This window comes from Methylophaga pinxianii, assembly GCF_020447225.1.
GTDB lineage: Bacteria > Pseudomonadota > Gammaproteobacteria > Nitrosococcales > Methylophagaceae > Methylophaga > Methylophaga pinxianii.
In genome coordinates this window covers 51,236-76,551 of the sequence record NZ_JAJAEO010000186.1, presented here as the reverse complement: position 1 = coordinate 76,551, position 25,316 = coordinate 51,236, and the positions used below count along the sequence as shown (strand labels likewise).

At 46.8% G+C, this 25,316-nt stretch carries 20 protein-coding genes; 12 read left to right on the top strand and 8 right to left on the bottom strand.

What is annotated here, in order from left to right:
• Positions 1-68: 68 nt before the first annotated feature.
• The 3 genes from LGT40_RS14075 to LGT40_RS14065 all read left to right on the top strand — a co-directional run bounded on the left by LGT40_RS14075 (position 69) and on the right by LGT40_RS14065 (position 3,537).
• Entirely contained in the window at positions 69-2,525 is a 2,457-nt protein-coding gene (locus LGT40_RS14075; protein ID WP_226070927.1) for a TonB-dependent siderophore receptor, read from the top strand.
• A gap of 169 nt (positions 2,526-2,694) precedes the next feature.
• Complete coding sequence (locus LGT40_RS14070; RefSeq protein ID WP_226070925.1) at positions 2,695-3,216, top strand: MauE/DoxX family redox-associated membrane protein; 522 nt, start codon at positions 2,695-2,697, stop codon at positions 3,214-3,216.
• Positions 3,217-3,240: 24 nt separating this feature from the next.
• Positions 3,241-3,537 carry a Rho termination factor N-terminal domain-containing protein gene (locus LGT40_RS14065; RefSeq protein ID WP_226070923.1) on the top strand — a complete coding sequence of 99 codons (297 nt, stop codon included), beginning with the start codon at positions 3,241-3,243 and terminating at the stop codon, positions 3,535-3,537.
• Positions 3,538-3,567: 30 nt separating this feature from the next.
• Here LGT40_RS14065 and LGT40_RS14060 read toward each other — a convergent pair whose 3' ends face one another.
• From LGT40_RS14060 to argH, 6 genes are all read right to left on the bottom strand, one after another.
• A complete protein-coding gene (locus LGT40_RS14060; RefSeq protein WP_226070921.1) occupies positions 3,568-4,740 on the bottom strand; it encodes an AsmA family protein in 1,173 nt (390 codons plus the stop codon).
• 89 nt (positions 4,741-4,829) lie between these two features.
• Positions 4,830-6,902, bottom strand: coding sequence for a catalase (locus LGT40_RS14055; protein WP_226070919.1), 2,073 nt, complete (start codon positions 6,900-6,902; stop codon positions 4,830-4,832).
• A gap of 332 nt (positions 6,903-7,234) precedes the next feature.
• Entirely contained in the window at positions 7,235-9,679 is a 2,445-nt protein-coding gene (locus LGT40_RS14050) for an acetamidase/formamidase family protein (protein ID WP_226070917.1), read from the bottom strand.
• 91 nt (positions 9,680-9,770) lie between these two features.
• On the bottom strand, positions 9,771-11,228 hold the full coding sequence (locus LGT40_RS14045; protein ID WP_226070915.1) for an acetamidase/formamidase family protein: 1,458 nt from the start codon (positions 11,226-11,228) through the stop codon (positions 9,771-9,773).
• Between the two features lie 574 nt (positions 11,229-11,802).
• A complete protein-coding gene (locus tag LGT40_RS14040; RefSeq protein WP_226070913.1) occupies positions 11,803-13,110 on the bottom strand; it encodes a DUF5924 family protein in 1,308 nt (435 codons plus the stop codon).
• Positions 13,111-13,207: 97 nt separating this feature from the next.
• Complete coding sequence (gene argH / locus LGT40_RS14035) at positions 13,208-14,590, bottom strand: argininosuccinate lyase (protein ID WP_226070911.1); 1,383 nt, start codon at positions 14,588-14,590, stop codon at positions 13,208-13,210.
• A 118-nt stretch (positions 14,591-14,708) separates the two neighbouring features.
• Here argH and hemC point away from each other — a divergent pair, with 118 nt between their 5' ends.
• The 4 genes from hemC to LGT40_RS14015 are packed head-to-tail and all read left to right on the top strand — an operon-like array spanning position 14,709 to position 18,612.
• Complete coding sequence (gene hemC, locus LGT40_RS14030; protein ID WP_226070909.1) at positions 14,709-15,638, top strand: hydroxymethylbilane synthase; 930 nt, start codon at positions 14,709-14,711, stop codon at positions 15,636-15,638.
• Entirely contained in the window at positions 15,628-16,386 is a 759-nt protein-coding gene (locus LGT40_RS14025) for a uroporphyrinogen-III synthase (RefSeq protein ID WP_226070907.1), read from the top strand. The genes hemC and LGT40_RS14025 overlap by 11 nt, the downstream gene beginning before the upstream one ends.
• A complete protein-coding gene (locus LGT40_RS14020) occupies positions 16,376-17,410 on the top strand; it encodes a uroporphyrinogen-III C-methyltransferase (protein ID WP_226070905.1) in 1,035 nt (344 codons plus the stop codon). The genes LGT40_RS14025 and LGT40_RS14020 overlap by 11 nt, the downstream gene beginning before the upstream one ends.
• Positions 17,407-18,612 carry a heme biosynthesis HemY N-terminal domain-containing protein gene (locus LGT40_RS14015; protein WP_226070903.1) on the top strand — a complete coding sequence of 402 codons (1,206 nt, stop codon included), beginning with the start codon at positions 17,407-17,409 and terminating at the stop codon, positions 18,610-18,612. Before LGT40_RS14020 ends, LGT40_RS14015 begins: the two co-directional genes overlap by 4 nt.
• Positions 18,613-18,657: 45 nt before the next feature.
• Here the strand turns inward: LGT40_RS14015 and dnaN are convergent, their stop codons facing one another.
• Positions 18,658-19,761, bottom strand: coding sequence for a DNA polymerase III subunit beta (dnaN, locus tag LGT40_RS14010; protein WP_226070901.1), 1,104 nt, complete (start codon positions 19,759-19,761; stop codon positions 18,658-18,660).
• Between the two features lie 14 nt (positions 19,762-19,775).
• Complete coding sequence (gene dnaA, locus LGT40_RS14005; protein ID WP_226070899.1) at positions 19,776-21,140, bottom strand: chromosomal replication initiator protein DnaA; 1,365 nt, start codon at positions 21,138-21,140, stop codon at positions 19,776-19,778.
• Positions 21,141-21,407: 267 nt separating this feature from the next.
• Here dnaA and rpmH point away from each other — a divergent pair, with 267 nt between their 5' ends.
• The 5 genes from rpmH to mnmE are packed head-to-tail and all read left to right on the top strand — an operon-like array spanning position 21,408 to position 25,197.
• Complete coding sequence (gene rpmH / locus LGT40_RS14000) at positions 21,408-21,542, top strand: 50S ribosomal protein L34 (protein ID WP_036311011.1); 135 nt, start codon at positions 21,408-21,410, stop codon at positions 21,540-21,542.
• 28 nt (positions 21,543-21,570) lie between these two features.
• Positions 21,571-21,924: a ribonuclease P protein component gene (gene rnpA, locus LGT40_RS13995; protein ID WP_226343217.1), complete on the top strand. Its 354-nt coding sequence runs from the start codon at positions 21,571-21,573 to the stop codon at positions 21,922-21,924.
• Positions 21,909-22,145, top strand: coding sequence for a membrane protein insertion efficiency factor YidD (gene yidD, locus LGT40_RS13990; RefSeq protein WP_226070897.1), 237 nt, complete (start codon positions 21,909-21,911; stop codon positions 22,143-22,145). The genes rnpA and yidD overlap by 16 nt, the downstream gene beginning before the upstream one ends.
• The gene (gene yidC, locus LGT40_RS13985; protein ID WP_226070895.1) at positions 22,138-23,781 is read left to right on the top strand and encodes a membrane protein insertase YidC; all 1,644 of its coding nucleotides are present in this window, start codon (positions 22,138-22,140) and stop codon (positions 23,779-23,781) included. The genes yidD and yidC overlap by 8 nt, the downstream gene beginning before the upstream one ends.
• A gap of 57 nt (positions 23,782-23,838) precedes the next feature.
• Entirely contained in the window at positions 23,839-25,197 is a 1,359-nt protein-coding gene (gene mnmE, locus LGT40_RS13980) for a tRNA uridine-5-carboxymethylaminomethyl(34) synthesis GTPase MnmE (RefSeq protein ID WP_226070893.1), read from the top strand.
• Positions 25,198-25,316: the final 119 nt, after the last annotated feature.

Genomic DNA, 25,316 nt, shown 5'->3' with positions numbered 1-25,316 from the left:
TACCTTTTCAAATGCTGACTCGTCCTTGTGAGTAACCCCTTAACAACGTTATTCATACAAGAGGACTTATGCAAACCATTCTATCGACAGCCCAAAGAACGCCTATTGTTCGTGCCATTCAGCGGATAAACAATTCCAGCAGACATTTATTGTTATGCAGTGCGTTATTCATGCCGGTCAGTCTGTATTCAACCATCACTATGGCTGAGACAGTGACGCAAAGCTATTCCATTCAGGCAGGTGAGCTAGGCAGGGTGTTAAATCGTTTTGCCAGTCAGGCAGGCGTGAATATCTATTTTGATGCCGCGTTAACCCGCGGACTGCAAAGCCCGGGACTGAGTGGGTCACATTCCATTGATTCAGCTTTGCAGCAGTTACTGCAAGGCACCAATCTGCAAGTAGTAAAAACATCTGCCGACAGCTATCAATTGCAAGCCAGTTCTTCAGATGCATCATCAGGAGTGGATAGTGTGACCTTAGCGCCTGTTCAAGTCAGCGCAGCCGGTATTGGTAACACTACTGAAGGGACGAATTCTTACACTACAGGTTCGATGAATACTGCAACGCGGTTGGGGTTATCAATTCGTGAAACACCACAATCGGTATCGGTTATTAGCCGACAGATGATTGATGATATGGGCTTGGAATCATTAACTGATGTGGTCAATACGGTGACCGGGGTGACAGCCAAATCTTTTGACAGCTCGCGCAGTGGATTCTCAGCTCGCGGATTTGATATCGATAATTATCAGATCGATGGCGTGCCAACAACCTGGACAAGCGGCTGGGCAGCGGGCGAATCGCAGATGGATACGGTCATTTATGATCACATTGAAGTCGTTCGTGGTGCGAGTGGTTTAATTTCTGGGGCGGGTAACCCCTCTGCTGCAATAAACCTGGTTCGTAAAAAGGCTGACAGCAAAGAATTTACCGGCCATGCTTCTGTCAGTGCCGGCAGTTGGGATCGTTATCAAGGCACAGTCGATATTTCAACACCACTTAATGAAGCCGGAACAGTGCGTGGACGGGTTGTAGGCAGCTACCTGGATGAGCGCTCGTTTATTGATTTGCTGGAAAACGAAAAAACCGTGTTTTATGGCACGTTAGCGGCTGATCTTACAGATAACACGTTAATGAATGTCGGCATCAGCCAGCAACAGAATAAACCCACTGGTTCAACCTGGGGTGGTTTGCCAACCTGGTTCAGTGATGGGGGCAGAACCGACTGGTCACGTTCAAAAACTACGGCAGCCGACTGGACCGAGTGGAGTTCTATTCATACCAATTATTTTGCCAATGTAGAACATGTTTTTGATAGCGGTCTAAAACTTTATGCGGGTTATACAAAAAACATCAATGAGGCAGACTTGAGATTACTCTATCTCTCCGGTTCGCCTGATCGCACAACGGGTCTTGGCATGTCAGCCAGTCCGACCTGGTACGACGTCGAAAGAGAACAGGATACTATCGATATCTATGGCTCACTGCCATTTGATTTTGCTGGCAAAAGTCATGAATTAACGGTGGGTTTCATGCACAGTAAACAGGATTTAACGACTGATAACCGCCCACGCGTAGCCACTGCACCAGGCAGTTTTTACGAGTGGGACGGTTCTTATCCTGAACCGGAATGGGGTGAAAAAACGACCTACACCACCCAAAACACGAAACAAGTCGGTGGTTATGCTGTCGCTCGGCTGACTCTTGCTGACCCGCTGAAATTAATCCTGGGTAGCCGTATTACGAACTGGGAAATTGATGGTATGAAATGGAATGGTGATCGATACAACTTTGATCATCATCAGGTTGTTACTCCCTATGCGGGATTGATCTATGACATTGATGATATCTATTCAGCCTATGTGAGTTACACCGATATCTTTAATCCACAGGATTATCAGGATCGCAATGGAAATTATCTGGATCCGTTGGAAGGGGAAAACTATGAAGCAGGCATCAAGGCTGAATATCTGCAAGGCCGGCTCAATGCAATGATTTCTGTTTTCCGAATCGACCAAGATAATCTGGCTCAGGCTGATGCCGATAATTTAATTCCTGGCACCATTAATCAGGCTTATTACGCAGCAGAGGGCACGACCAGCAAGGGGTTCGAAGCAGAGATCTCGGGTGCGATTACAGATAACTGGAATCTGATGGTCGGCTGGTCACAGTTCCAGGCAGAAGATGCTCAGGGGATCGCAGTTAACACCCGTCATCCGCGTCGCACTGCAACGTTATTTACCACTTACAAGTTGAATCAGCTTACCTTGGGAGGCGGTCTGAACTGGGAAAGCTCTAATTATACTTTGGCGACCAATCCATTAGGTCAAACCGAGAAGTTGAAGCAGGACAGTTATGCCTTGGTGCGCTTGATGGCTAAATATCAGATGACGTCAGCACTGAGTGCTCAGCTGAACATCAATAATGTGTTTGATGAAAAGTACTTCACCAATATCGGTTTTTACAGCCAGTTGGCCTATGGCGCACCGCGTAATGCCAATCTGACATTAAAATATGATTTCTAAGTAAAAAGTCAGTTAACGCAAAAGGCTCTGTCGGTCTCAGCGGCAGGGCCTTTTTATTATAAGAAATAAGCTGTTACCATCTGAACTATGGCATGTTGATCATGCCTTTCAATTTCATACTTTTCTCCAAGACTTTCCCCACTGAAATCCACCGATAAGGAGGTTTCCGATGAGTCAGCCCGCTTTTAAACAGCGTCAGCAGGATCGCGGCAAGCACCTGAAAGACTACTGGCCCTTGCTGGCATTAATTTTCATCAGCGCCGTTGCAGCGCTGGCGGTAAGTTATTCCACTGAGGTCACTCTGCTTAACTGGATGCACTATTTTATGGGCATCTTTTTAACGATTTTTGCCTTGTTAAAACTGTTTCATCCTTCGGCGTTTGCTGATGGCTTTCAGATGTACGATTTACTGGCTAGGAAAAGCCGGGCTTATGCTTATGCTTACCCCTGGCTGGAGCTGGCTTTAGGCCTGGGTTATCTCTCATTTTTTATGCCCCAGCTAGTGTATGCATTAACCATATTAATATTGGGATTCGGTGCTATTGGAGTGATTCTGGCGCTACGCAAAGGGCTGGATATCAACTGTCCTTGTATGGGGTCAATTCTGGATGTGCCATTAAGTACCGTCACTTTAACCGAGGATATAGGCATGGTACTGATGGCCTTGATAATGTGGACGATGTTGTTTTAATACTATGAACCGGAGGAACACATTATGATTGCCGAGTGGACAGATAAAGATGAACGTCAGTATGAACATATAAAAGAACAACAGCGTAAAACTGGCAAAAAAACCGATACAGCTGAAGAAATTGCCGCACGCACAGTCAACAAGCAGCGCCGGGAAGAGGGGCGAACGCCATCCAAAACCAGTAAAGGAACTGGCAACCCGAATTCTTCTCTAGAATCACGCACCAAGCAGGAATTATATAACCGGGCCAGTCAATTAAACATCAAAGGACGCAGCAATATGAGCAAGTCGGAATTGGTGGCGGCTATTCGTGACAAGTGACCAATCGCTGATGATTAAACCTAAGGCCTCTTAATCACAATGCTCCCACATTGGCCGAAGGCGGCAATTCACGTCATCTTTTTTTGTTTCCGATTGCGCCTTGGAATCAGCGCGAGATTCAGATTCAGGAGTTTTGTCTTGGGATCGTGTGGACTTTGAGTCGGGTTCACGACCAAAGTCACTCTCAAATGCATTTACAAACGCATTTTGTAAAATAGCAAGAAAAGCCTGCCAGGCACTGACATTCGGTTGATTCATATTGCCTCGGATCTCTACTTGAGTAGCAATACGATCTTTGGGATCGTTACGAAAGATTGTCCCGAAAGCGCCCACAATAGCTTGCCAGGCAGTACTGAAAATACCCTCTTGTAAATCTTTCTCTAAATCAAATATTTCAACATTATCCATAATGGGTTTGGCGTAACCGGTCAGTTGCGCGTCTTCGGCCTGCAATTCCATTACAAAATCGCCATTGCCTGACTTGAAGTTAAAGTTGCCATATGCCTCAGACACATCATTGAGCTTGGTGAGTTGAATCTGAGTGATTTTCAGTTTCACTTGAAAATTATGAAAGTCACCTAAGGGATCCAATCGTCCAGACATGTTCGCCGCTGCGTTATCAAATAACTTTCCCTGCAGATCAAAATTGGCGTATTCAAGTCCTCCACTACGATTCGCATTGCTTAAATTGGTTATTTCACCATTGAGTTGATAAAACACCAGATGCACCTGTGGTTCGGAGTTAAAATTATGAAAGTGAATTTCACCATTTTCGATATTTAATCGGTCTATCTTTATGGGGATAATGTCTTGTACTGTTTGTCGCCAAGTAGATTCTTCTTCAGATTTATCTTCTTTACCATCATCGACCAGATGTATTTCGGCATCTATTAAATCAACATCGGCTACTACTTTCCCCTTAAATAAAGCTGACCAGCTGACAGATATATCAATATTTTCAGCTTGGAAAAAGACCGCGGAAGGTTGGTCTTTTTTAGTTATTTCAAGTTGATGAACAGAATAGGCACCACGCCACAGATGAATGTCGACATCAGCGATTTCTCCCTGATAATCACCCATTTCAGCCATTTTATCGTTTAAATAATCCTTCACCATAGAAGGCAATTGCAAACGCAGAATAACCAACGCCACCGCCAAGATAATAAGAATAATCAAAGTGTAGGAATAACGTTTGGCAGCCATGCTGATCCTCCTATGGAGCTCAGAATTACTAACTGTGCCACCACTGCAACAATGGTGACACGTTAGAATTGAAGACTATTTTAAGAGCATTAACTGGCGCGCTGCCAGTAACGTAAATTTCGACATTTAGTTATAAATTCAGCCGCAGTCTCTCCACTGTCGAGTTGCAGACAACCCTCGTCCAGCATTTCTACGATTCCGGCTTTTGCCAATAAAGGCATAGCCGACTCAATATAACCAATAAATTTATTATGATTGAATGCATCGCTGACAAAGGTAATGGCATTGGGAATTTGTAAAAGGGTCTCGACGGAATCTATACCAGGCAATATCATCACCGCATCAAATAAAACGGATGGTCCTCCATCAATTTTTTCATCAACGGTCAATACATCACCTTTATTGCTTTTTATTTCTCCTGCATGTGGCGCAACTACCTTGCAAAGCGCACCTTCACCTTTAAGCAAATTTTCCAGATGATGATAAATATCCGCATCATAACCGTCTGTCATTAACACGCCCATTTTCCGACCTTTAAAACTCACTAAGGTATTTTTGAGAATACTGAGCTTGTCTGAAACAGGCAGATCCTGTCGGGTTGGCATGGCTGCCTCAGCTGGCGCTGGCAAAGGTTCTACTCCAAGTCTTTCGGCAACTTTTTCTGCCAGTTGCTGATCGATATTCAACAGATGGCTGACCATACGTTCACGGATTGCTGGTCTCTTAACTTTGCTTAATTCAAACGAAAACGCACTGATGATGTGTTGTTGTTCAGTCTCAGTTTGGCTGATATAAAACTGTCTGGCCTGGCTGTAGTGATCAGCAAAGGTTTCAGAACGTTCACGGACTTTGGGTCCAGAGACATCTTCAGGATAACTTTCAAAGCCTCTGGCCGGATCTTCACGAGGGCCACCTTCTTCTTCACCCCAGCTATTCGGTTCGTAGTTGGCTCGACCCGTTGGATTGCGCATTGCCATATGACCATCTTGCTGGAAGTGATGCATTGGGCATTTCGGTGCGTTGATTGGAATGTGAGTGAAATTGGGACCGCCAAGACGCTTTAACTGCGTATCGAGATAAGAAAAGTTTCTGCCTTGCAGCAACGGATCATTCGAATGATCGATGCCTTTGACGATATTCTGGGTACAGAACGCAACTTGTTCGGTTTCAGCAAAAAAGTTACTGACCACTCGATCTAACACTAAACGTCCGACAATACGAATCGGTACCTGTTCTTCGGGGATAAGCTTGGTGGCATCCAACACGTCAAACTCAAATTTCTCAGCAAATTCATCATCAAAAATCTGCAGACCCAGTTCCCACTCAGGGTAATCTCCCTGATTAATGGCATTCCATAAATCACGGCGATGAAAATCCGGATCGGCACCGTTGATTTTTAACGCTTCATCCCATAAAACAGATTGCATGCCTTGTTTTGGCTTCCAGTGGAATTTTACAAACTGGCTTTTGCCATCTTTATCAACTAATCGAAAGCTATGAACGCCAAAGCCTTCCATAAACCGGAATGAGCGTGGAATGGTTCGGTCTGACATTTGCCACATCAGCATATGCATGCTTTCCGGCATCAATGACGCAAAATCCCAGAAATTATCGTGAGCCGATTGCGCCTGTGGAAATCCGCGATCGGGTTCTTCTTTGACGGAGTGAACCAGATCCGGAAATTTAATCGCATCTTGAATAAAAAATACCGGGATGTTGTTACCAACGATGTCCCAGTTACCTTCTTTGGTATACAGCTTGACGGCAAAGCCGCGAACGTCACGGGCCAGATCAGCCGAACCTTTACTACCGGCAACAGTTGAGAATCGTACAAACGCTGGGGTTCTTTCGCCTTTACGCTGGAAAATATCAGCAGAGGTGACGTCTTCTAATGTTTCTGTGGTTTCGAAATAGCCGTGAGCACCAAAACCACGGGCATGTACTACTCGTTCAGGAATACGTTCATGATCAAAATGAAACAGTTTTTCCCGAAGAATGTGGTCTTCCATCAACGTCGGACCACGGGCCCCGGCTTTTAATGAATTCTGATCATCGGCAATTGGTGCACCTTGTTGAGTGGTAAGTGTTGAGGTATTTCCAGTTGCTTGTTGGTGAGTTTCTCCACCATTACCTCGGTTTGATTTCGGATCGGTTTTGTCCATGACTTCTCCTTGATTAATTTAGATGTAGAGCGGATGTGTCGCGAGAAATTCGCGGTTAGCAAAGGCCTAATGAACTTTTATCGTAACGACTGCTGGGAGACTGTATTCGCCTCCAACAGCGCAGATGTTGAAATGTTGTTATTTACATGGGTCATTCCTTGACCATTGTGCGCCGGACCTAACTAATCGCATTAACCTGAGTAAAGTGAACTGCATCACAAAATTTAGAATCAGGGAGAGATAGTGCTTACAGGTTACAAAGGATTTTAAGGGTACAGATGAATGCGGTGATAGCTAGCGTATAGCTTGGGAAAGGCAATCAATAAGCGTTTTTAATCAGCTTTATAGTCCGGAAAAATAGCCTTGCGGATAATCGCATGCACGCCCAGATTGCCGTCCACTACCTGGGTAATACCAAAATCCACTGCTACTGAAATCAGTGAAATGGCTTCATCTTCACTGAGTTCATGTTCTTTCATTAAATAGTGACGGGCTTTTCTGAAGGCATCGCGCATGGCGGCTTCCATGGAGGAATTTTTATACACTTGGGTCTGGGCATTCGGGCCAAGTTCGGCCTGGTAGTCGGAGAAACTCATACCCTGTATCACCCATTCATCCGGTGTTTCCAGAAATGGATGGCTGAGGCCATCCATAAAGCTGCCTTTTAAATCACGTTGTTTATGTAACACCAATTGAAATATTCCGGTTAAAGAACATTCAATTGCCGTGCCGCATAATTCCGAATCGCCCTGTGAAGCATGGGGATCGCCGACTGAGAATAAGGCACCGGGGGCGGCGATGGGCAGAAATAACTTAGCGCCTTTGCCAGCCCGCCAATTATCCATATTGCCGCCAAAATAACTGGGCGGAATGGAATCGACTAATCCACTTTCACGTGGTGCTACGGCCATCACTCCGAAATGTGGTCTGACCGGAATGGTTGCTTTCTCAAGGATGCCGAACTGTTTTTCAATGGTGGCATGATCCACCGGTATCCCGGGGTAATCAATGGTCGGGTGCACAATGCCATTGGGATCGGTTTGCGGAGTCCAGCGAAAATTATAAATTGCCTTGGCATGCGGTGGATGGGTGTGTTGATGTACTTCATATACCGTGACCACCTCACGTTTTTTGGGCTCAGTCAGCAGATCGTCATATTGAAAGCCCCACCAAGTGGCGGCATTACTACCAAAGTGTTTGCCTTGATGCTCGGGGCTGCAGCTAAGTCGTGGTTGAATATCCAGAATGCGTATTTCCAGCACATCACCGGGTTCAGCATCGGTGACATACACTGGTCCTGTACAGATATGTACACCAAAACCTTCGCCGGCACCGCGGCCAAATATCGTGGCATCCATTGGCCCGGCACCCCGCCGGTCAACGTTTTTTGATATTGGAGTCCAGTGAAACACGCTTTGTGCTCCGGCATCGCCATCAATCATTCGTTCGCAGTCATCTGAGGCATGCTGGGATAAGGTTTCAATGGTCACAATGTCACCGGAACGGACGGTTAATACTGGTTTGATCGCATTGCTGAAATAGCCCCAGTGAACGGTTTTATCGGACACTGGCAGGTAATATTGTCGAGAAGACTGAGTGTCGGTTTGTGTGGGCGCAGTGTTCTCTATGTCGGAAACCCGTTTAGGGGCCAGTCGCAATGACAGCGCATATTTAGCATGATCATCCAATACTTCCTGAAATGGTCTGCGACGTTTTTGAATGTCATCATCCTGCAGAAAGGATTGAGGATCGGTTGCAGAGGAACGAGCTGACGGTTTGGTTTGCGGACAGCCACGGCGAAGTTGTTCATGCAGATCCTGTGGTGGTGCAGCGCGATAACTTTTTGGTGACATGCCTATAAACTGCGAAAAGGTACGGCTGAAGTTGGCCGCATCATTAAACCCCCAGCGATAACACAACTGAGCAATGCTGAACTGGGCGAGGGCAGGATTAGCCAGATCAACACAGCAATGCTGTATCCGCCGGCTCTTCAAATATTCGCTGAACGTTGTACCACTGTTTTTGAACAGTTTTTGTAAGTATCTGGTGGATAATCCTTCCTGTGCCGCAATCTGTTCGATATGCAGATCGGGATCATCCAGTCGTGAATCTACCGTTCGGCAGACGCGGCGCAAATGGGCCAATTGCACATCAGTAGCATCTTCATTGGCAGTAGATTGTTTATGGGAAAGACATGCCACCAGTAACTCGGCCAGCGTGACTTCCAATGCGGGGAGCTCATTGTTATCTACATGGGGTAACTGTTCGGTCAGCGATTGCAGCATATTCAGGCATAACGCGCCGATACCTTGTTGTGTGCTGATGCGATTCGCTTCCTGTCGTCCGGTACGCACCAGCCTGAGCAGAAAACTGGATGACTCCAGTTTGATCAGCATGATGCGAAAACGGGTTTGCAAAGCCAGTCGCCAGGATTGGCTCGGATCCAGCAACATGATGTCTCCGGAACGTAATTTGACCGTCTGCTCAGCATCCAGCACCTGCGCGGTGCCATCCAGTATTGCGAGCACCAATACAGTGCCTTTTAAGGGTTGGGTTGCTTTGACTGGGATTGGTGACAGAATCTGTGGGGCTGCGGTGAGTTGTACAAATATTGAGTCGCGTGCTGAGACCGATAGTGCCATATGCCCACTGTCATCAGTATGATTGGCACTGGTTGCATCACTTGCCAGACCGAGCCTGGAAAGAATTTCATTCCAGGCCGGCTGGCGTAGCTCTGCGGGTATCGCACTGGCAGAAAAGCGTTTCAGGTCAGTCACGGTCGTGTCTTATTTCTTGAATACTGAAGTATCCTTTCGCAAGTGTTATGCCATAACCATTAACTTGGGTCTGAAGAATATAAACCAATCCCTAGCTGCGAGCCGGGAACATGGATTTTTTCAGGATCGCATGCACGCCCCAGTTGCCATCCACTACCTGGGTGATACCAAAGTCGACTGCCACCGTCATTAGCGATATTGCTTCATCTTCATCCAGCTGCTGAGTGGTCATTAAAAAGTGACGCATCTTGCGATAGGCATCGCGTAATGCTTTATCAACCGACGATTTATTGTAAATATCATCCTGAGCATTGGGACCCAGTTCAGCCAGATAGTTGGCATAACTGAAGCCATGTAACACCCAGTCATCCTGGGTTTCCAGCAAGGGGTAATTCAATTCAGCCAAAGAAGTACCGGGCAGGTCAGATTTTTTGTGCAGGATAAACTGGAAAGTCCCCGTTAATGAACACTCAATGGCGGTACCGCACAGCTCGGAGTCACCCTGTGATGCATGCGGATCCCCTACCGAGAACATCCCGCCATCCACTGCGACCGGAAAATAAATCTTCGCACCTTTGCCAATCCGCCAGTTATCGATATTGCCGCCGGTATAATTGGGTGGAATCGAGTTCACCATATCGGCTTCTGCAGGAGCGAGGCCAATGGTGCCAAAGTGTGGCCGGATCGGAATCCGGATATCACGCAGAATATTTTCCTTCTTGGTGATGGTGCTGTGATCGACTGGCACACCCGGATAGTCGATAGTGGGATGCACCACGCCGAAGGGGTCAGTTTGTGGTGTCCAGCGATAGTTGTAGACGGCCTTGGCCCAGTTACGCTCGCCCGTTGCATCGACTTCATAGATGGTAACGACTTCACGTTTTTTTGGTTCGGTAAGCATATCGCCGTAATGAAAACCCCACCAGGCAGCGGCATTACTGCCAAAGGTCTTACCTTTGTAATCAGGATTGCCACTGGGTCTGGGAGTCACATCGACTATGCGGACTTCAAGAATATCGCCCGGCTGAGCACCTTTGATTCGCACTGGACCGGTACAGATATGCACGCCGGCACCACCACCTGCACCAATCTTGGCGTCCATCGGGCCGATACCACGTCGATCGACACCTTTGCGCTCGGCATCCCAATGAAAAATGCTTTCAGCACCGGGGTCACCTTTTACCATCCGTTCTGCATCATCGTTCGCATGATGGGTGAGTGTTTCCATTGTGACAAAATCACCGGACTCGATTTCAACGGTAGCTTTGGCGTTCTTGCTGAAATAACCCCATAGCACCGTTTCCGGGATGGCAGGAATGTAATAGTGCATCTGACCGGGTGCGTCGGTATTGATGGATGTATTAGCGCCCGCGGCAAAACTCATTGGTGACATGGTCACGCCCATGGCACCCAGAGAGGCTGCGCCACCACCAACAAAAGCGTTACGGATAAATGAACGTCGCGCAGTATCAAATTCTTCTACCACGTCTTTTTTATTTTCTTCTGTGATGCCGTGTGTGCACCCTGGAGTACAAATATGCTCTGTCATGATGAATCCCCTCGGATAACTGCTTGGTATTTAAAGATGCCCCGGCGGTGCGGCATGTGCAGATATTATGTTCCTGAGGGTGAGATTTATTCTTGTCAGCTGGCGCACTAATTCTTGTCGATCAGCCTTAATTCCGTTATCGGTGAGGTTTTACTCAACGCACTTACTAAGTAAAAAAGCGTTTTCTGGTCGTACTTCAAAGCATTTTTAACAAGGCACAGTAAAAGCGGTACTTGTTAATTACAAATGCAACGATAATCTATCGCATTCATATCTTATGTTAAAAACCACTCTCCAGATAAATGATAAATGGAGTTTAAGAGTTGTTATTCGACTTGAAATAATTCACAGAAAACTTCTGACTTTTTCAATACCGTGGCACCAAAACAGAGTGATTGGTGACATTTTCTCGCTAAAAATTGTCCCAATATGAACTTGTTTATTCTGGCATTGAATCTTTACGCCTATTTTTAATATCGATCCGGTTTCATCGTCACCGCTGAAAGAAGGCTGGTGGACTGGCTGGTATTTTTAACCATTGCTTCATTTCTCGGCGTCAAACAAAAAGATTAATTTATTGTTCAGCGTTTTCTTGTCCTTCAGTGTGCTTTAGTTCTTCGGTGGCTTGAGGGTCTTCAGCGTTCTTCTGTATTTCAGTACTCTCCAGTTGTTGAATACTTTTCGGTTCTTCAGAATTTTTCGGACTTCCGCTCATCTCCTGAATAAACTGCGGTGCTAGACGCTCATATAGGCTTTCTTGTTCCGACTCTAGAGGAGCGGCGGGTTCCTCCGTGATTTCCTGATTTTCGGTTGATTCCTGAAGAAAAGGTGTTTTAAGACGCTCAAACAGACTTTCTTTTTCTTTGATGCTGGCAACCACCGTAAAGCGTTTGATCCCGATAAGCTGCCCGGAGTCGGTGACGACTTTTACCTGCCATTTCCCTTGGGGATCTTTGGGGAAATTCAATTTCTGCGTCCAGGCCCGATAGCCTTGTTCGCTGCCGCCTTCGATATTCAGCGTAATTTGATCAACCTGTTTGCCATTATGAAACCATAGATGATGAATTTTTTCCTGCAAGCCACGAGGAGCGCGGATAGCTGTCCAGGCATATATGCCATCTCGTTGCAGTGACTGCACATCAATACGATCAATGTGGATACTGTGTGTGCGTTGTTCACGATCTACTTGCTGAACCAAATTGAATTCGGTTAATCGTAAAGCTGCGGGAGGTACCAAGCTGGGGACTTGCCACAAGCCAGCAGCCAAAGCTGTCAACATGAGTGCCATTAAAGGACGGCGCCACCAATGGCCATTGACGACAAATTTTACCAGGCTGGGTAAGCTGAAAAGCAGAGAAGCAATCAATGCAATAGCCAGACTTTGTCCAGTCGTCAGTTGCAGTAATATCGGCAGAGCTACCAGTAATACTGCAAACAAAGCCAGTGCATGAAAAATAACAAACAGCGAACGTCGTGGAGCAAGCTGTTTGTAATACAGGGGATCAATGACTGAAACGGATGCACATAAGATTAATAAAGCGGTAAAACCGGCCTGGGTGTGATTCCAGGTAGTGACTGCAAGAAAAAACGGTAACGCAAAAAACAGACTTTCCTGATGGACCAGTTGAGTGACGTAGTGCATCAGTGCAGGAGGAATATTGAGTCCAAAGCGGTTTTTAAAGCTTTGGCGCAACCAGTTTTCCAGTACCAGAAATACCCAGCTGACCAGCATCAGAACAGCAATGACCTGGGCCAGCGATTCTTTACGCTCCACCAGGAAATAACTGGCCACACCTGAAACAAACCCAATCGCCGCAATGAGTCCTGGCCAGCGTTTCGCCAGTTCAATCAGCGCGAATATAATTGATTTTAATGAAGCCATCTGTACTGTGGCACCAGAGAATTATGAAGCAAAAACTAGCCGAAACAGCTTGTCAAAACGCTGTATTCAGTCGGGAAAATAACAAAAAATAGATTAACTATAGTTCACTGCGCGCGATTTGAATGGCTTTTTTAACTTGCTCAGGCGCTGTGCCTCCCAGATGGTTGCGTGCCGCCACGGATCCCTCAAGTGTAAGCACAGCAAACACATCATCGCCGATCTGATCACTGAATTGCTGTAGTTCTTGCAGTGTCAGGGCGGACAGATCTTTTTGATGTTTAATCGCATAGGCTACGGATAAGCCCACCACTTCATGTGCATCACGGAAAGCTACGCCTTTGCGTACCAGATAGTCAGCCAGATCGGTTGCCGTGGCATAACCTTTTAGAGCAGCCAGACGCATATTGTCTTTCTTAACGGTAATCACACCCAGCATATCAGCATAAACTCGCAATGAACCGAGTAAGGTATCAATGGTATCGAACAGCGGTTCCTTATCTTCCTGGTTATCCTTGTTGTAAGCCAGAGGCTGGTTTTTCATCAATGTCAGCAGATTAAACAGGTTGCCATAGACCCTGCTGGTTTTACCCCGTACCAGCTCGGGCACATCGGGATTTTTCTTTTGCGGCATGATCGACGAACCGGTGCAAAACGCATCACCCAAATCGACAAAATCAAACTGAGCCGAGGACCATATAATCAGCTCCTCGGAAAAGCGCGACAAATGCATCATTAATAACGAGGCGAAACTGTTAAATTCGATGGCAAAATCACGATCACTGACGGCATCCAGCGAGTTGCGACAAATACGCTCAAAACCCAGTAATTCGGCAGTGTATTCACGATCAATCGGAAAGGTAGTTCCAGCCAGCGCCGCTGCGCCTAACGGCAAACTGTTAACCCGTTTGCTGCAATCATCGAGACGCTCCAGATCACGGCTAAGCATCTCAAACCAGGCCAGCATATGATGACCGAAGGTCACCGGTTGGGCCGTTTGCAAATGAGTAAAGCCGGGCATGATGGTAGCGAATTCACGTTCAGCCACATCCAGCAGCGTGGAACGCAGGCGTTGCAACTCGCTACGGATAGGCACAATCATATCGCGCAGATATAACCGCACATCGGTGGCGACCTGATCATTACGAGAGCGGCCGGTGTGCAATTTTTTACCCACTTCGCCAATCAGTTTGATCAATCGGGATTCGATATTCATATGCACATCTTCCTGTGCAACCGACCATTCAAACTGATCGTTATCGATTTCACTTTCGATCTGCTGTAAGCCGGTGATGATTTGATCACGTTCGCTTTCTGTTAATACCGCTACTTTGCACAGCATGGTGGCATGCGCGATTGAACCTTGGATATCCTGCCGATACATTCGTTTATCAAACATTACCGAAGCAGTAAATTCTTCAACAAATTTATTGGTGGGTTGTGTGAGACGAGCAGAAGAAAGCTTTTTGTCGGATGCGGTCATGGCACGGGCCTGTAATTGCTGGCAATAAAAGTCGGCATTATAACGCGGCTGTTCGTGGATCCGCAGGGGAAAATGTTAGAATCGATGTCACTTTCAATAAATCATTGGTGTGAGTTTCATGAGTCAACGTACCGTTCGTATCGCTACCCGTCGCAGCCCACTTGCCATCTGGCAGGCCGAATTTGTTCGTGACAGTCTGCTGGCTCTGGATCCCCATTTAAATATTGAACTGGTCCGTATCAAAACTCAGGGCGATATTATTCTCGACACGCCATTAGCTAAAGTGGGTGGCAAGGGCTTGTTTGTTAAAGAGCTTGAACAAAGCATGTTAGCTGGCGAGGCGGATATTGCGGTACATTCAATGAAGGACGTGCCGGTCGAATTTCCTGAAGGGCTGCACTTGCCGGTAATTTGTGAACGACATGATCCGCATGATGCGTTTGTCTCCAATCATTTTGAAAATGTCGATGATTTACCCCAAGGCGCTACCGTTGGTACGTCCAGTTTGCGTCGCGAGTGTCAACTGCGTCACTATCGACCAGATCTTAATATTGTGCCGTTACGCGGTAATGTGAACACCCGTCTTGCCAAACTGGATGCGGGACATTTTGATGCGATTATTCTGGCCAAAGCAGGGTTGGAAAGGTTAGGGTTTGATAAGCGTATTCGCAGCGCTTTAACGCCTGAGCAAAGTCTGCCTGCTATTGGACAAGGCGCGCTGGGTATTGAAACGCGTATCAATGATGCTGAAATGAATGCATTAATTGCCCCACTCAACTGTGAGTTCACATCTATTACGGTGAAGGCGGAACGGGCCCTGAATCGACGTTTGAAAGGCGGCTGCCAGGTACCAATTGGTGGATATGCCATGTTAAATGGCGATGATATCTGGTTGCGCGGGCTGGTTGGACGTCCTGATGGTACCGAAATGCTGCAACAGGAAATTCGTGGCAAGGCCAGTGAAGCCGAACAACTTGGCTTAACGCTGGGCGAAATGTTATTAAGCCAGGGCGCTGACAAAATTCTGGCCGATGTTTATGGTGCGTGAGCATCCGTTGAATGGCTTGAAAATTTTAGTCACACGACCGATTCGCCAAGCGGCTGGTTTGGTTGACCTCATTGAGCAACAGGGTGGTGAAGCACTATTGTTTCCAGTCATTGAAATTAGCCCTACCAGTTTTGAGCAACTTGCTGCATGGAATCCGCAACAAACACATTGGCTGGTTTTTGTCAGTCGGAATGCGGTGGAGTACTTCCTGCAAGCCTATGCACAACCGTTGCCTGTACATATCAAGCTGGCCGCAGCGGGTGAGGGAACCGCGCAAGCAATGCGAGAACATGGATTGAAGGTTGCTTTGCAGCCTGAATTGTCTAATGGCAGTGAAGGCCTGCTGCAATTACCCGAATGGCAACAAATGGACCAGCAGCAGGTCGTTATTGTGCGGGGAGAGGGCGGACGTGAGCTGATGGCAGATACCTTGCGAGCCAGAGGTGCTACTATTAAGTATCTTGAAGTGTATCGCCGACAACTGCCATCTGTATCGGCTGAACTTAAACAACAAGCCTGTTCAGCCGATTGGCTCACGGCAACCAGTGCCAATGGTGTCACGAACCTGTTAAGTTTATTATCAGTGGACTGCCCGCACATTTTGCAAAAACCTTTGCTGGTGGTCAGTGAACGAATCAAGGCATTTGCTGTTGAACAAGGATTCAAGCAGGTGCATGTCAGTCTAGATGCCAGTGATGGCGCAATCATTCAGCGACTTATTGAAATGGGATCAGAACATGGAGCCTAACAGCAAATCTGAGCAGGTAGAAAAACCAGCTAAAAAAAGCGACAAACCATCAGTAAAGACGACAAAAAAGGCCTTTTCCTGGCAGTACGTGGTTCTGATGATTGTAGCGATAGTGATTGTTTTGCCTGGTGCGGCTGCACTTTGGTTGGTGTTGCAGCAGCAACCGCAGTTAACCACGATAGAAAGCCGGCTTGGTGAATTAGCGGAGCTCGAAACCAATATTTCCCAACTGAGCAACCGGCAACGTGAGTTAAACAGCCAGCTTTCAGCAATTAAACAAACACAACTTGAACAAGGTGATGTACTCACCAAATTGCAAAATCAGTCGCCACTAAGCACAGAAGAAATTGAACTTGAGTGGGCGCTGGCGGAAATTCAATACTTGCTCAATCTCGCCAATCAGCGGGCTTTGCTGGCGAATGATATACAAGGTGCGGTGCTTGCTTTATCTCTGGCTGATCAACAGATTAGTGAAGTGGGTGATTACCGTATGCAGCCATTACGAGAGCTGATCGCGGAAGAAGAATTGGCACTGCAAGCGGCAGGAGAAACAGATGTAGCTGGCATTGCCGCGGATATGCTGGGTTTGATTGGTTCTATTGATAAGCTTCGGGTCGTGACTGGTCCCAAACAATCTTTTTATAACGAACCTGAAGCAGCTGAAACCGCGCAATCTGCGTGGCGCAAGATGATTTCTGACATTTGGACGCAAATACGCTCTCTGGTGGTCATTCGTCAGCAAGAAGATGCCCCGGCTGCCGTATTAATGCCCGAGCAACGCTATTTCCTCTATCAAAATCTGCGTTTACAACTGGAATCCGCTCGTTTTGCAGCACTCTCAGGTAATCAGCGTATGTTTGAACAGAGCCTGCAGTCTGCCAGTAATTGGCTGGAACAATATTTTGTTGGCGATCATCGCGATGCCATGCTGGAAAGTTTACAAGCCATGCAGAATCAGGCCATCAGTATTGAAACACCCGATATTTCAGGATCGTTACGCTGGTTGAAAGGATTTGAACCATGAAATGGCTGATTATTATTGCAGTAGCGTTGGCCTTAGGTGGGGTGTTCGTCTGGCTGGCTGATTTTGAACCCGGCTTTGTGTTGGTGCAATACGGTCAGTGGACATTAGAAACGTCACTAATTGTGTTTACAGCTGGCTGGCTGATTCTGTTGTTATTGGTTTATATGACATTACGCAGTCTTTCCATCATCAAAAATACGCCAAACCGATTGTCCCAATGGCAGGAAAATCAGCGCCATAAACATGCTACCCAAGCATTGACGAAGGGATTGATTACCCTTGAAGAAGGCCGCTGGGCGGAAGCTGAACGATTATTACTGCGTCACGCCGGGAATAGCGAAACCCCACTTTTGCACTACTTGGCCGCAGCCCGTGCTGCGCAGAAACAACAGGCACCGGATCGTCGTGATTCCTATTTAAAATTAGCGCATGAAACCACGCCGAGTGCTGATATTGCAGTGGGTGTAGTGCAGGCAGAGTTGCAGCTTTCAGCAGGACAAAAAGAACAGGCTTTGGCTACATTACAGCATCTGCGTGAAGTCGCCCCGAAACATCCCTATGTATTACAGCTGCTGCAACAGTTGTACCAGGAAACCGATCAATGGCAGGAAGTGCAATCAGTATTACCGGATTTGCGAAAACGCCATGTATTGGACGCCAGTTCTGCCAATGCACTCTCAGCTGAAGCCACTGTAGGGCAACTGCAAAATGCGTTGATTCGTCATGAATGGCAGCGAATGGAGCAGATATGGTTACAATCTCCAGCGAAAATAAGACAGTCTGAACACGTATTGAAAACCTATATCAATGGTCTGTTATTACAAGGTGAGCAGCAGCAGGCAATGGTATTAATCGAAGAGTATTTACGTAAAAACTGGAGCGATGCGCTGATTTATCAATACGGCAAAATTCTGCAGGGCGGTTTGTTAAAGCGCTTGGCAACGGCAGAAAAATGGCTAAAACAGCACGAAGAAAATCCCTGGTTACTATTGACGCTGGGAAGGCTGGCACAGGCCAATAAATTGTGGGCCAAAGCCGAAGCCTATTTGCGAGCCAGTATTGAGCACGGTCCTCGCGGTGAAACCTATCAGGCGCTGGCGGAGGTTTTGATGGCACAGGACAAGCGTGATGCTGCGGCGAATATATACAAGCAGGGCCTGGACCTGATGCTGCAGAATACTCCCAATAAACTGATTTCTTAAAGTCAGAGGGAATAAAAAACAGCGCTCAGAGCGCTGTTTTTTTTGTTATAAGCGCATGGGCATAACGACATACTGACGGGTGAATTTCGCATCGTTTGGTGTAATCAATGCGCTGCTGTTCTCATCAGTAAATAGTAGTTTGACTTTGTTGTCCGGAATCGCATTGAGCAGATCCAGCAGATAAGCATTATTAAAAGCGATTTCTAAATCAGGACCACTGTATTCTACTGCCAGTTCTTCCTCGGCAGATTCCTGCTCCTGATTAGTGACGGTCGCTTTGAGCAGGTTAGTGCTGAGGTTCAATTTCACGCTGCGATGTTTGTCATTGGCCAGAATCGAGGCGCGGGATAAAGCCTGTTTGAGCTCATCTCGTTCGGCAATGACTTCTTTGTCTCCACCGACGGGCAGAACACGTTCATAGTTCGGAAATTGCCCATCAATCAGCTTGGAAGTGAAATGCATATCCGGCAATTCGACTTTCAACTGCTGTGGACTGATGGCCAGTGTCACATTATCAGCGACATCACCTAATAGACGACCCAGTTCCAATATGGCTTTACGCGGTACGATAACACTATGCTTCTCATTGGTTTTTTCAGCCGTTTCAATGCTGCCGAGTGCCAGTCGATGACCATCTGTTGCCACCGCACGCAAAGTATTTCCCTCACGCTCCAGTAACAAACCATTAAGGTAATAACGCACGTCCTGGCTGGCCATGGCAAAACTGGTTTCATCCAGTAAATCTTTTAAAGCAGATTGGGGAACCGTAAGTTGGTCTATGTAGTTTGCACCTTCACTTTCCGGGAAGTCGGTCGCCGGCAGTGTGGCGAGAGAGAAACGGCTTTTACCTGCCCGAACCAATGACTTGTTATCTTCAGCCTGAAAGCTGATAGTGGCATTGGCGGGCAGGGCCCGCACGATATCCAGTAACTTGCGGGCGGAGACAGTGGTTTCACCCTCTTTTTCAACCGCAACCGGAAGCGTTGCGATCATTTCCAATTCCATGTCGGTACTGGTCATGGTCAACTGTTGGCCGCGACACCGTAATAAAATATTGGACAAAATGGGCAGGGTGGAGCGCCGTTCAACGATGCTGCACACCAGTTGTAAGGGACGGGCAATAATGTCTTGGCTCACAGTAAATTGCATGATGTCTCTCTCAGCTAGCTGGATAAAGTTCGAAGTAAATTACGGTAATCTTCCGCAATGCGGCTGTCTGTTTCTTTAAGTTCCACTACTTTACGACAAGCATGAAGAACCGTGGTGTGATCGCGTCCACCAAAAGCATCACCGATCTCCGGCAAGCTGTGACTGGTCAATTCTTTTGCCAGCGCCATGGCGATTTGCCTTGGGCGAGCGACTGAACGAGTACGTTTTTTGGCCAACAAGTCCGATACGCGAATTTTGAAGTATTCTGCAACAGTTTTCTGAATACTTTCCAGTGTGACCAGTTTTTGATGCAAGGCCAGCAAATCTTTCAAGGCATCCTGAGCCATTTCAATCGACAATGGCTGATTGGTAAATCGTGAAAATGCCATGACCCGTTGTAAAGCACCCTCCAGATCACGGACATTCGATTTAATGCGTTTAGCAATAAAAAAAGCTACATCATCCGGTAGGGTAATCAGGTTTTGTTGCGCTTTTTTGATCAAAATTGCGACACGTGTTTCCAGTTCAGGTGGCTCGATGGCAATAGTTAATCCCCAGCCTAATCTTGACTGAAGACGTTCATCCAGATTTTCTACTTCTTTGGGAAAGCGATCACAAGTCAGTATGATTTGTCGTTGACCTTCCAATAAGCTGTTAAAGGTATAAAAGAACTCTTCCTGAGAGCGTTCTTTTTTGGCAAAGAATTGAATGTCATCGATTAATAACGCATCAGCACTGCGGTAATGCGCTTTGAATTGATCAATCGCGTTATTGCGTAATGCGGTAATCATGTCTTGTACAAAGCGTTCAGAAGACAGATAGATAACTCTTGCTTTGGGATTGTTCTGACGAATTTTATTGCCCACAGCGAGCATTAAGTGGGTTTTACCCAGGCCAGTACCGCCATAGAGGAATAGTGGATTATAACCAGAAGTACCAGGGGCTTCGGCGACATGTAAAGAGGCTGCACGAGCAATCTGGTTAGATTTACCTTCAACATAATTATCAAAGGTAAATAATGGGTTCATCGGGCTGCCAATGGCCGGTGAAGGTTCACTTTCCGAAACGGAAGTTGACGCGGGAGCTTTATCCGTTGTTTTGATACGGCGTTTGGTTTTTTCGGCAGAAAGGGACTCTTTTGTGCCCACTTCAATTTCAATTTTACTGATATTGCCGTTGGTCAGGCCTTTGATCAGCGCATTTATCTGTTGTTCAAGCTGTTCGTGAACCCACGCCTTCACATAGGGGTTGGGTGCTAACAGGCGAAGACTATCTTCCGTTTCGATGGCTTGCAGGGGGCGTAACCATGTATTCAGCTGTTGTGCTGAAAGATCACCTTCGAGATGGGATAGGCATTTTTCCCAAAGGGGTGAAGACACAGCAACTCCTTGACTAATATAAGGTTTAGATAAAACAGATAAACTAACTGCAGGCTCTTTACGTGATAGTATAGCGCGTCATACAGGGCATCTAAAGTTATCTGCATGTGGGTCGTTTGGCAAGTAAAATAATGTAGATGGCAGGATGAATGCGGTTTGACTTGTGCTACCTGCAAACTCTATAATCCCATGTCTTTTGCCCCGGCTGTTTCCGTTCGCGAAACGCTTACCGGCTGCAAAACTGTTGTTATTCCTGGAGTTGGTGAAATGAAAAGAACTTTTCAGCCTAGTAATCTGAAGCGCAAACGCACTCATGGTTTCCGCGCACGCATGAAAACTGTCGGCGGCCGTCGTGTTATTAATGCCCGCAGAGCCAAAGGCCGCGCAAAACTTTCTGTTTAATTCTCTCTGTTTACAGGGGGAACATGACTTGGCCACCTTTAGCCGAGCCATGAAAATGAATAGCCCGGGAGACTTTACCCGGGTTTTTCGTCAGGGAAAGCGCACTGGAGGCGGTGGCCTGACGGTCCTGAGCGTTGAAAACTCAGTCGGTCATCCCCGATTGGGACTGGCAATCGCAAAGAAGCATCTCAAACTTGCCAGTCAGCGTAACCGGGTAAAGCGGATCATCCGGGAATCATTCCGGCAACATCAATCAGCTTTATCCAACATCGATATTGTGGTGCTATCACGGCCTGACATAAGTCAACGGGATTCGTCGCAATTATGGGCAGCATTGGAGCGACATTGGTTAACCGTGGTGGCACAATGGCAAACATCCTAATCGCTTTTGTTCGCGCGTATCGCTTTTTATTAAGCCCTTTCATGGGCATGCATTGCCGTTTCCAACCTACCTGTTCCCAATATATGATTGAAGCCATTCATACGCATGGCTCGCTTCGTGGTGTGTGGCTCGGCTTACGCCGAATTTCACGCTGTCATCCTTGGCACGCCGGTGGCGTGGATCCCGTTCCTGAACTAAAGACAAAAAAACACAATGGATAACCTCAGAACTCTGTTTATTTTTGGCCTGTTAATTGTTTCTCTGTTGTTATGGGAAGCTTGGCAAAATGACTACGTGCGTCCTCAACAGGTTGCAACACAAAATAACGCTAACCAGCCTAGCGTTGACAATGGTCAGTCGCAGGACGACTTGCCGGAGTTACCAACAACGACTGTAGATGGATTACCAGCTCTGCCGGAAAGCGAACAAGCCGCTGCCAGTTCAGCGAATCAACTCCGTGTTAAAACAGACGTTATTGATGCCACTATCGACTTACGCGGAGCAGATATTCGGCAACTGGCTTTACTGCAATATCCGGTGGATGTGGAGATGCCAGATAAGCCGGTGCAATTTTTGAATGACAGCCGCAATCACTTCTTTGTGACCCAGTCGGGTTTACGAGCGGAGGGTGCTGCACCGACACATTACGAAACCTATACAGCAGAACAATCCGAATATATCCTGGGTGATAATGCGGATAGTCTCAGCGTTCCGATGCGGTGGGAATCCGATAATGGTCTGACAGTCATTAAAACCTATACGTTTACCCGTAACAGCTATCTGGTCGATGTCAGCTATCAGATTGAAAACCAGTCTGGAGAACGTTTTGCCGCTTATCCCTACGCGCAATTCAACCGAAATCAGCCTGAAGACGATAGTTTCATGATTTACACCTATACGGGTGCAGTGTTTTCCAGTGCTGGTAATGAATATGAAAAAGTGGATTTTGGTGAACTGGAGAAAAACGATTTCCGTCGCGATGTAAATGGTGGCTGGGCGGCCATGATCCAACATTATTTCGTGGCAGCATTTATTCCAGCGGAGCCGTTACAGGAAATCAGTCTTTACGGAAAATCCATCAATAACACAAACTATACCGCGGGTATCCGATTTCCTGCGGTAGTCGCTGAAGCGGGTGAGCAAGCTCAAACCTCTTATAAAATTTATCTCGGGCCCAAAGAACACAAGCGGTTGGAATCTATCGCTGATAATCTTGATTTGACTGTCGATTACGGTATTTTGACGATTATTTCCAAGCCATTGTTCATCGTTATGGAATGGCTGCACAAATTGACCGGTAACTGGGGTTGGTCAATTGTGTTACTGACGATTCTGATCAAGCTGGCATTTTATAAATTGTCTGCAGCCAGTTACCGCTCAATGGCATCCATGCGTAAATTGACACCAAAGCTTGCGATGCTGAAAGAACGTTACGGTGACGATAAGCAAAAATTTAATCAGGCGATGATGGATTTGTATCGTACCGAAAAAATTAATCCTTTGGGTGGCTGTCTGCCGATCCTGGTACAGATGCCAGTATTTTTGGCCTTTTATTGGGTGCTGGTAGAAAGCATCGAACTGCGCCAGGCGGACTTCATCTTATGGATTCACGATCTTACGGCAATGGATCCGTATTTCATTCTGCCAGTTTTGTTTGGTTTATCCATGTGGTTCCAACAAAAACTGAACCCGATGCCTCAAGATCCGGCACAGGCGATGATGATGAAGATATTTCCTATTGTCTTCACTGTGTTTTTTGCCTTTTTCCCAGCCGGACTGGTGCTTTACTGGGTGGTCAACAATCTTCTGTCGATTGCCCAGCAGTGGTATATCACTCGTAAAATGGGTGCGCTGTAGACGCCAATTCAAGGATGGGCTAATCCCTTGGTGAAACAGGGGTAAACCGCCTTATTTATGACTGAAACATACACCGATACTATCGTTGCCATTGCCACCGCGCCCGGCCGCGGTGGTGTCGGTGTTGTGCGTTTATCCGGTCCACAAAGTGTCACCATCGCTGAGCAAATCTGCGGCAAGCTGGCTCTGCCAAGAATGGCAAAATTCACGCATTTCCGCGCCACGGATAAAGAAATTATTGATAGCGGTATTGTGTTGTATTTTGCCGGTCCGGCATCCTTCACCGGGGAAGATGTTATTGAAATGCAGGGGCACGGCAGTCCATTAGTCATGGATCGGCTTTGCCAGCAGGCTATTCAACTCGGTGCCCGTATGGCTCGCCCAGGCGAATTTTCAGAGCGCGCGTTTCTCAATGGCAAGATGGATTTGGCCCAGGCCGAAGCGGTGGCTGACTTAATTGAAAGCTCGACTGAATTGGCAGCGCGAAGTGCGATGCGCTCATTGCAAGGTGAGTTTTCCAAAAGAGTGAATGACTTCCTGCAAGAGCTGACACATTTGAGAATGTTTGTTGAAGCGTCGATTGATTTTGCTGATGAAGAAATCGATTTTCTTGGTGAAGCACAAGTCGATAAACAGTTGCAGCAATTATTGGCTACTTTGGCCGGTATTCAAGGAAGTGCCCGTCAAGGTCGCTTATTACGTGAAGGCATCAGTGTGGTGTTAGCCGGTCAGCCGAATGCTGGGAAGTCCAGTCTCCATAACCGACTGGCAGGCCATGATGCAGCAATTGTCACAGAGGTTGCCGGTACTACTCGCGATGTTTTACGTGAGCAAATTCATCTGGGCGGTTTACCGTTACGTATTTCTGACACTGCAGGCCTGCATGACGCCACCAGTGATATTGTTGAGCTGGAAGGTATTCGCCGGACACAAAATGAATTGGCTCAAGCAGATCATATTTTGTTGTTGATTGACGATAAATTAGGCATAACAGAGCAGGACGAAAAAATCCTGTCTACCTTGCCGGTGGATAAATCGCTCACATTAATTCGCAATAAAATCGATCAAACCGGTCATCCCGCTGAAATAACGTTTGAAAATGGCATGACAGTAATTTATCTGTCAGCTAAAAATGGTGTCGGTATGGATTTACTGACACAACATTTGTGTGAAGTAGTCGGCTTTCATCCGGAAGAAGAGGGCGTTTTTATGGCACGTCGTCGACATCTTGATGCTCTGCAGCGTGCTCAGCTGGCTATCGAAAGTGGTTATAACTGTTTGACAGGTATGGGGGCGGGCGAACTGCTGGCAGAGGAGCTCCGCATTGCGCAGACAGCGCTGGGTGAAATCACCGGCACCTTTACCACAGAAGATTTGCTGGATCGGATCTTTTCCAGCTTCTGTATTGGTAAATAAGCAGCCATTTCGCGGCCTTAAATCTAATTGTCATCTGTTTGCCATTGAAATGTCATAGCCTTTGCGGCATGAAACGGTCATTGCGTTACAATGTTCCAACCATTGCCTTATGCAGAACA

Bases quoted from the DNA above. Each gene is read 5' to 3' on its own strand.
- LGT40_RS14075 (WP_226070927.1), top strand. From the start codon at position 69: ATGCAAACCATTCTATCGACAGCCCAAAGAACGCCTATTGTTCGTGCC.
- LGT40_RS14070 (WP_226070925.1), top strand. From the start codon at position 2,695: ATGAGTCAGCCCGCTTTTAAACAGCGTCAGCAGGATCGCGGCAAGCAC.
- LGT40_RS14065 (WP_226070923.1), top strand. From the start codon at position 3,241: ATGATTGCCGAGTGGACAGATAAAGATGAACGTCAGTATGAACATATA.
- LGT40_RS14060 (WP_226070921.1), bottom strand. From the start codon at position 4,740: ATGGCTGCCAAACGTTATTCCTACACTTTGATTATTCTTATTATCTTG.
- LGT40_RS14055 (WP_226070919.1), bottom strand. From the start codon at position 6,902: ATGGACAAAACCGATCCGAAATCAAACCGAGGTAATGGTGGAGAAACT.
- LGT40_RS14045 (WP_226070915.1), bottom strand. From the start codon at position 11,228: ATGACAGAGCATATTTGTACTCCAGGGTGCACACACGGCATCACAGAA.
- LGT40_RS14040 (WP_226070913.1), bottom strand. From the start codon at position 13,110: ATGGCTTCATTAAAATCAATTATATTCGCGCTGATTGAACTGGCGAAA.
- argH (WP_226070911.1), bottom strand. From the start codon at position 14,590: ATGACCGCATCCGACAAAAAGCTTTCTTCTGCTCGTCTCACACAACCC.
- hemC (WP_226070909.1), top strand. From the start codon at position 14,709: ATGAGTCAACGTACCGTTCGTATCGCTACCCGTCGCAGCCCACTTGCC.
- LGT40_RS14025 (WP_226070907.1), top strand. From the start codon at position 15,628: ATGGTGCGTGAGCATCCGTTGAATGGCTTGAAAATTTTAGTCACACGA.
- LGT40_RS14020 (WP_226070905.1), top strand. From the start codon at position 16,376: ATGGAGCCTAACAGCAAATCTGAGCAGGTAGAAAAACCAGCTAAAAAA.
- LGT40_RS14015 (WP_226070903.1), top strand. From the start codon at position 17,407: ATGAAATGGCTGATTATTATTGCAGTAGCGTTGGCCTTAGGTGGGGTG.
- dnaN (WP_226070901.1), bottom strand. From the start codon at position 19,761: ATGCAATTTACTGTGAGCCAAGACATTATTGCCCGTCCCTTACAACTG.
- rpmH (WP_036311011.1), top strand. From the start codon at position 21,408: ATGAAAAGAACTTTTCAGCCTAGTAATCTGAAGCGCAAACGCACTCAT.
- yidD (WP_226070897.1), top strand. From the start codon at position 21,909: ATGGCAAACATCCTAATCGCTTTTGTTCGCGCGTATCGCTTTTTATTA.
- yidC (WP_226070895.1), top strand. From the start codon at position 22,138: ATGGATAACCTCAGAACTCTGTTTATTTTTGGCCTGTTAATTGTTTCT.
- mnmE (WP_226070893.1), top strand. From the start codon at position 23,839: ATGACTGAAACATACACCGATACTATCGTTGCCATTGCCACCGCGCCC.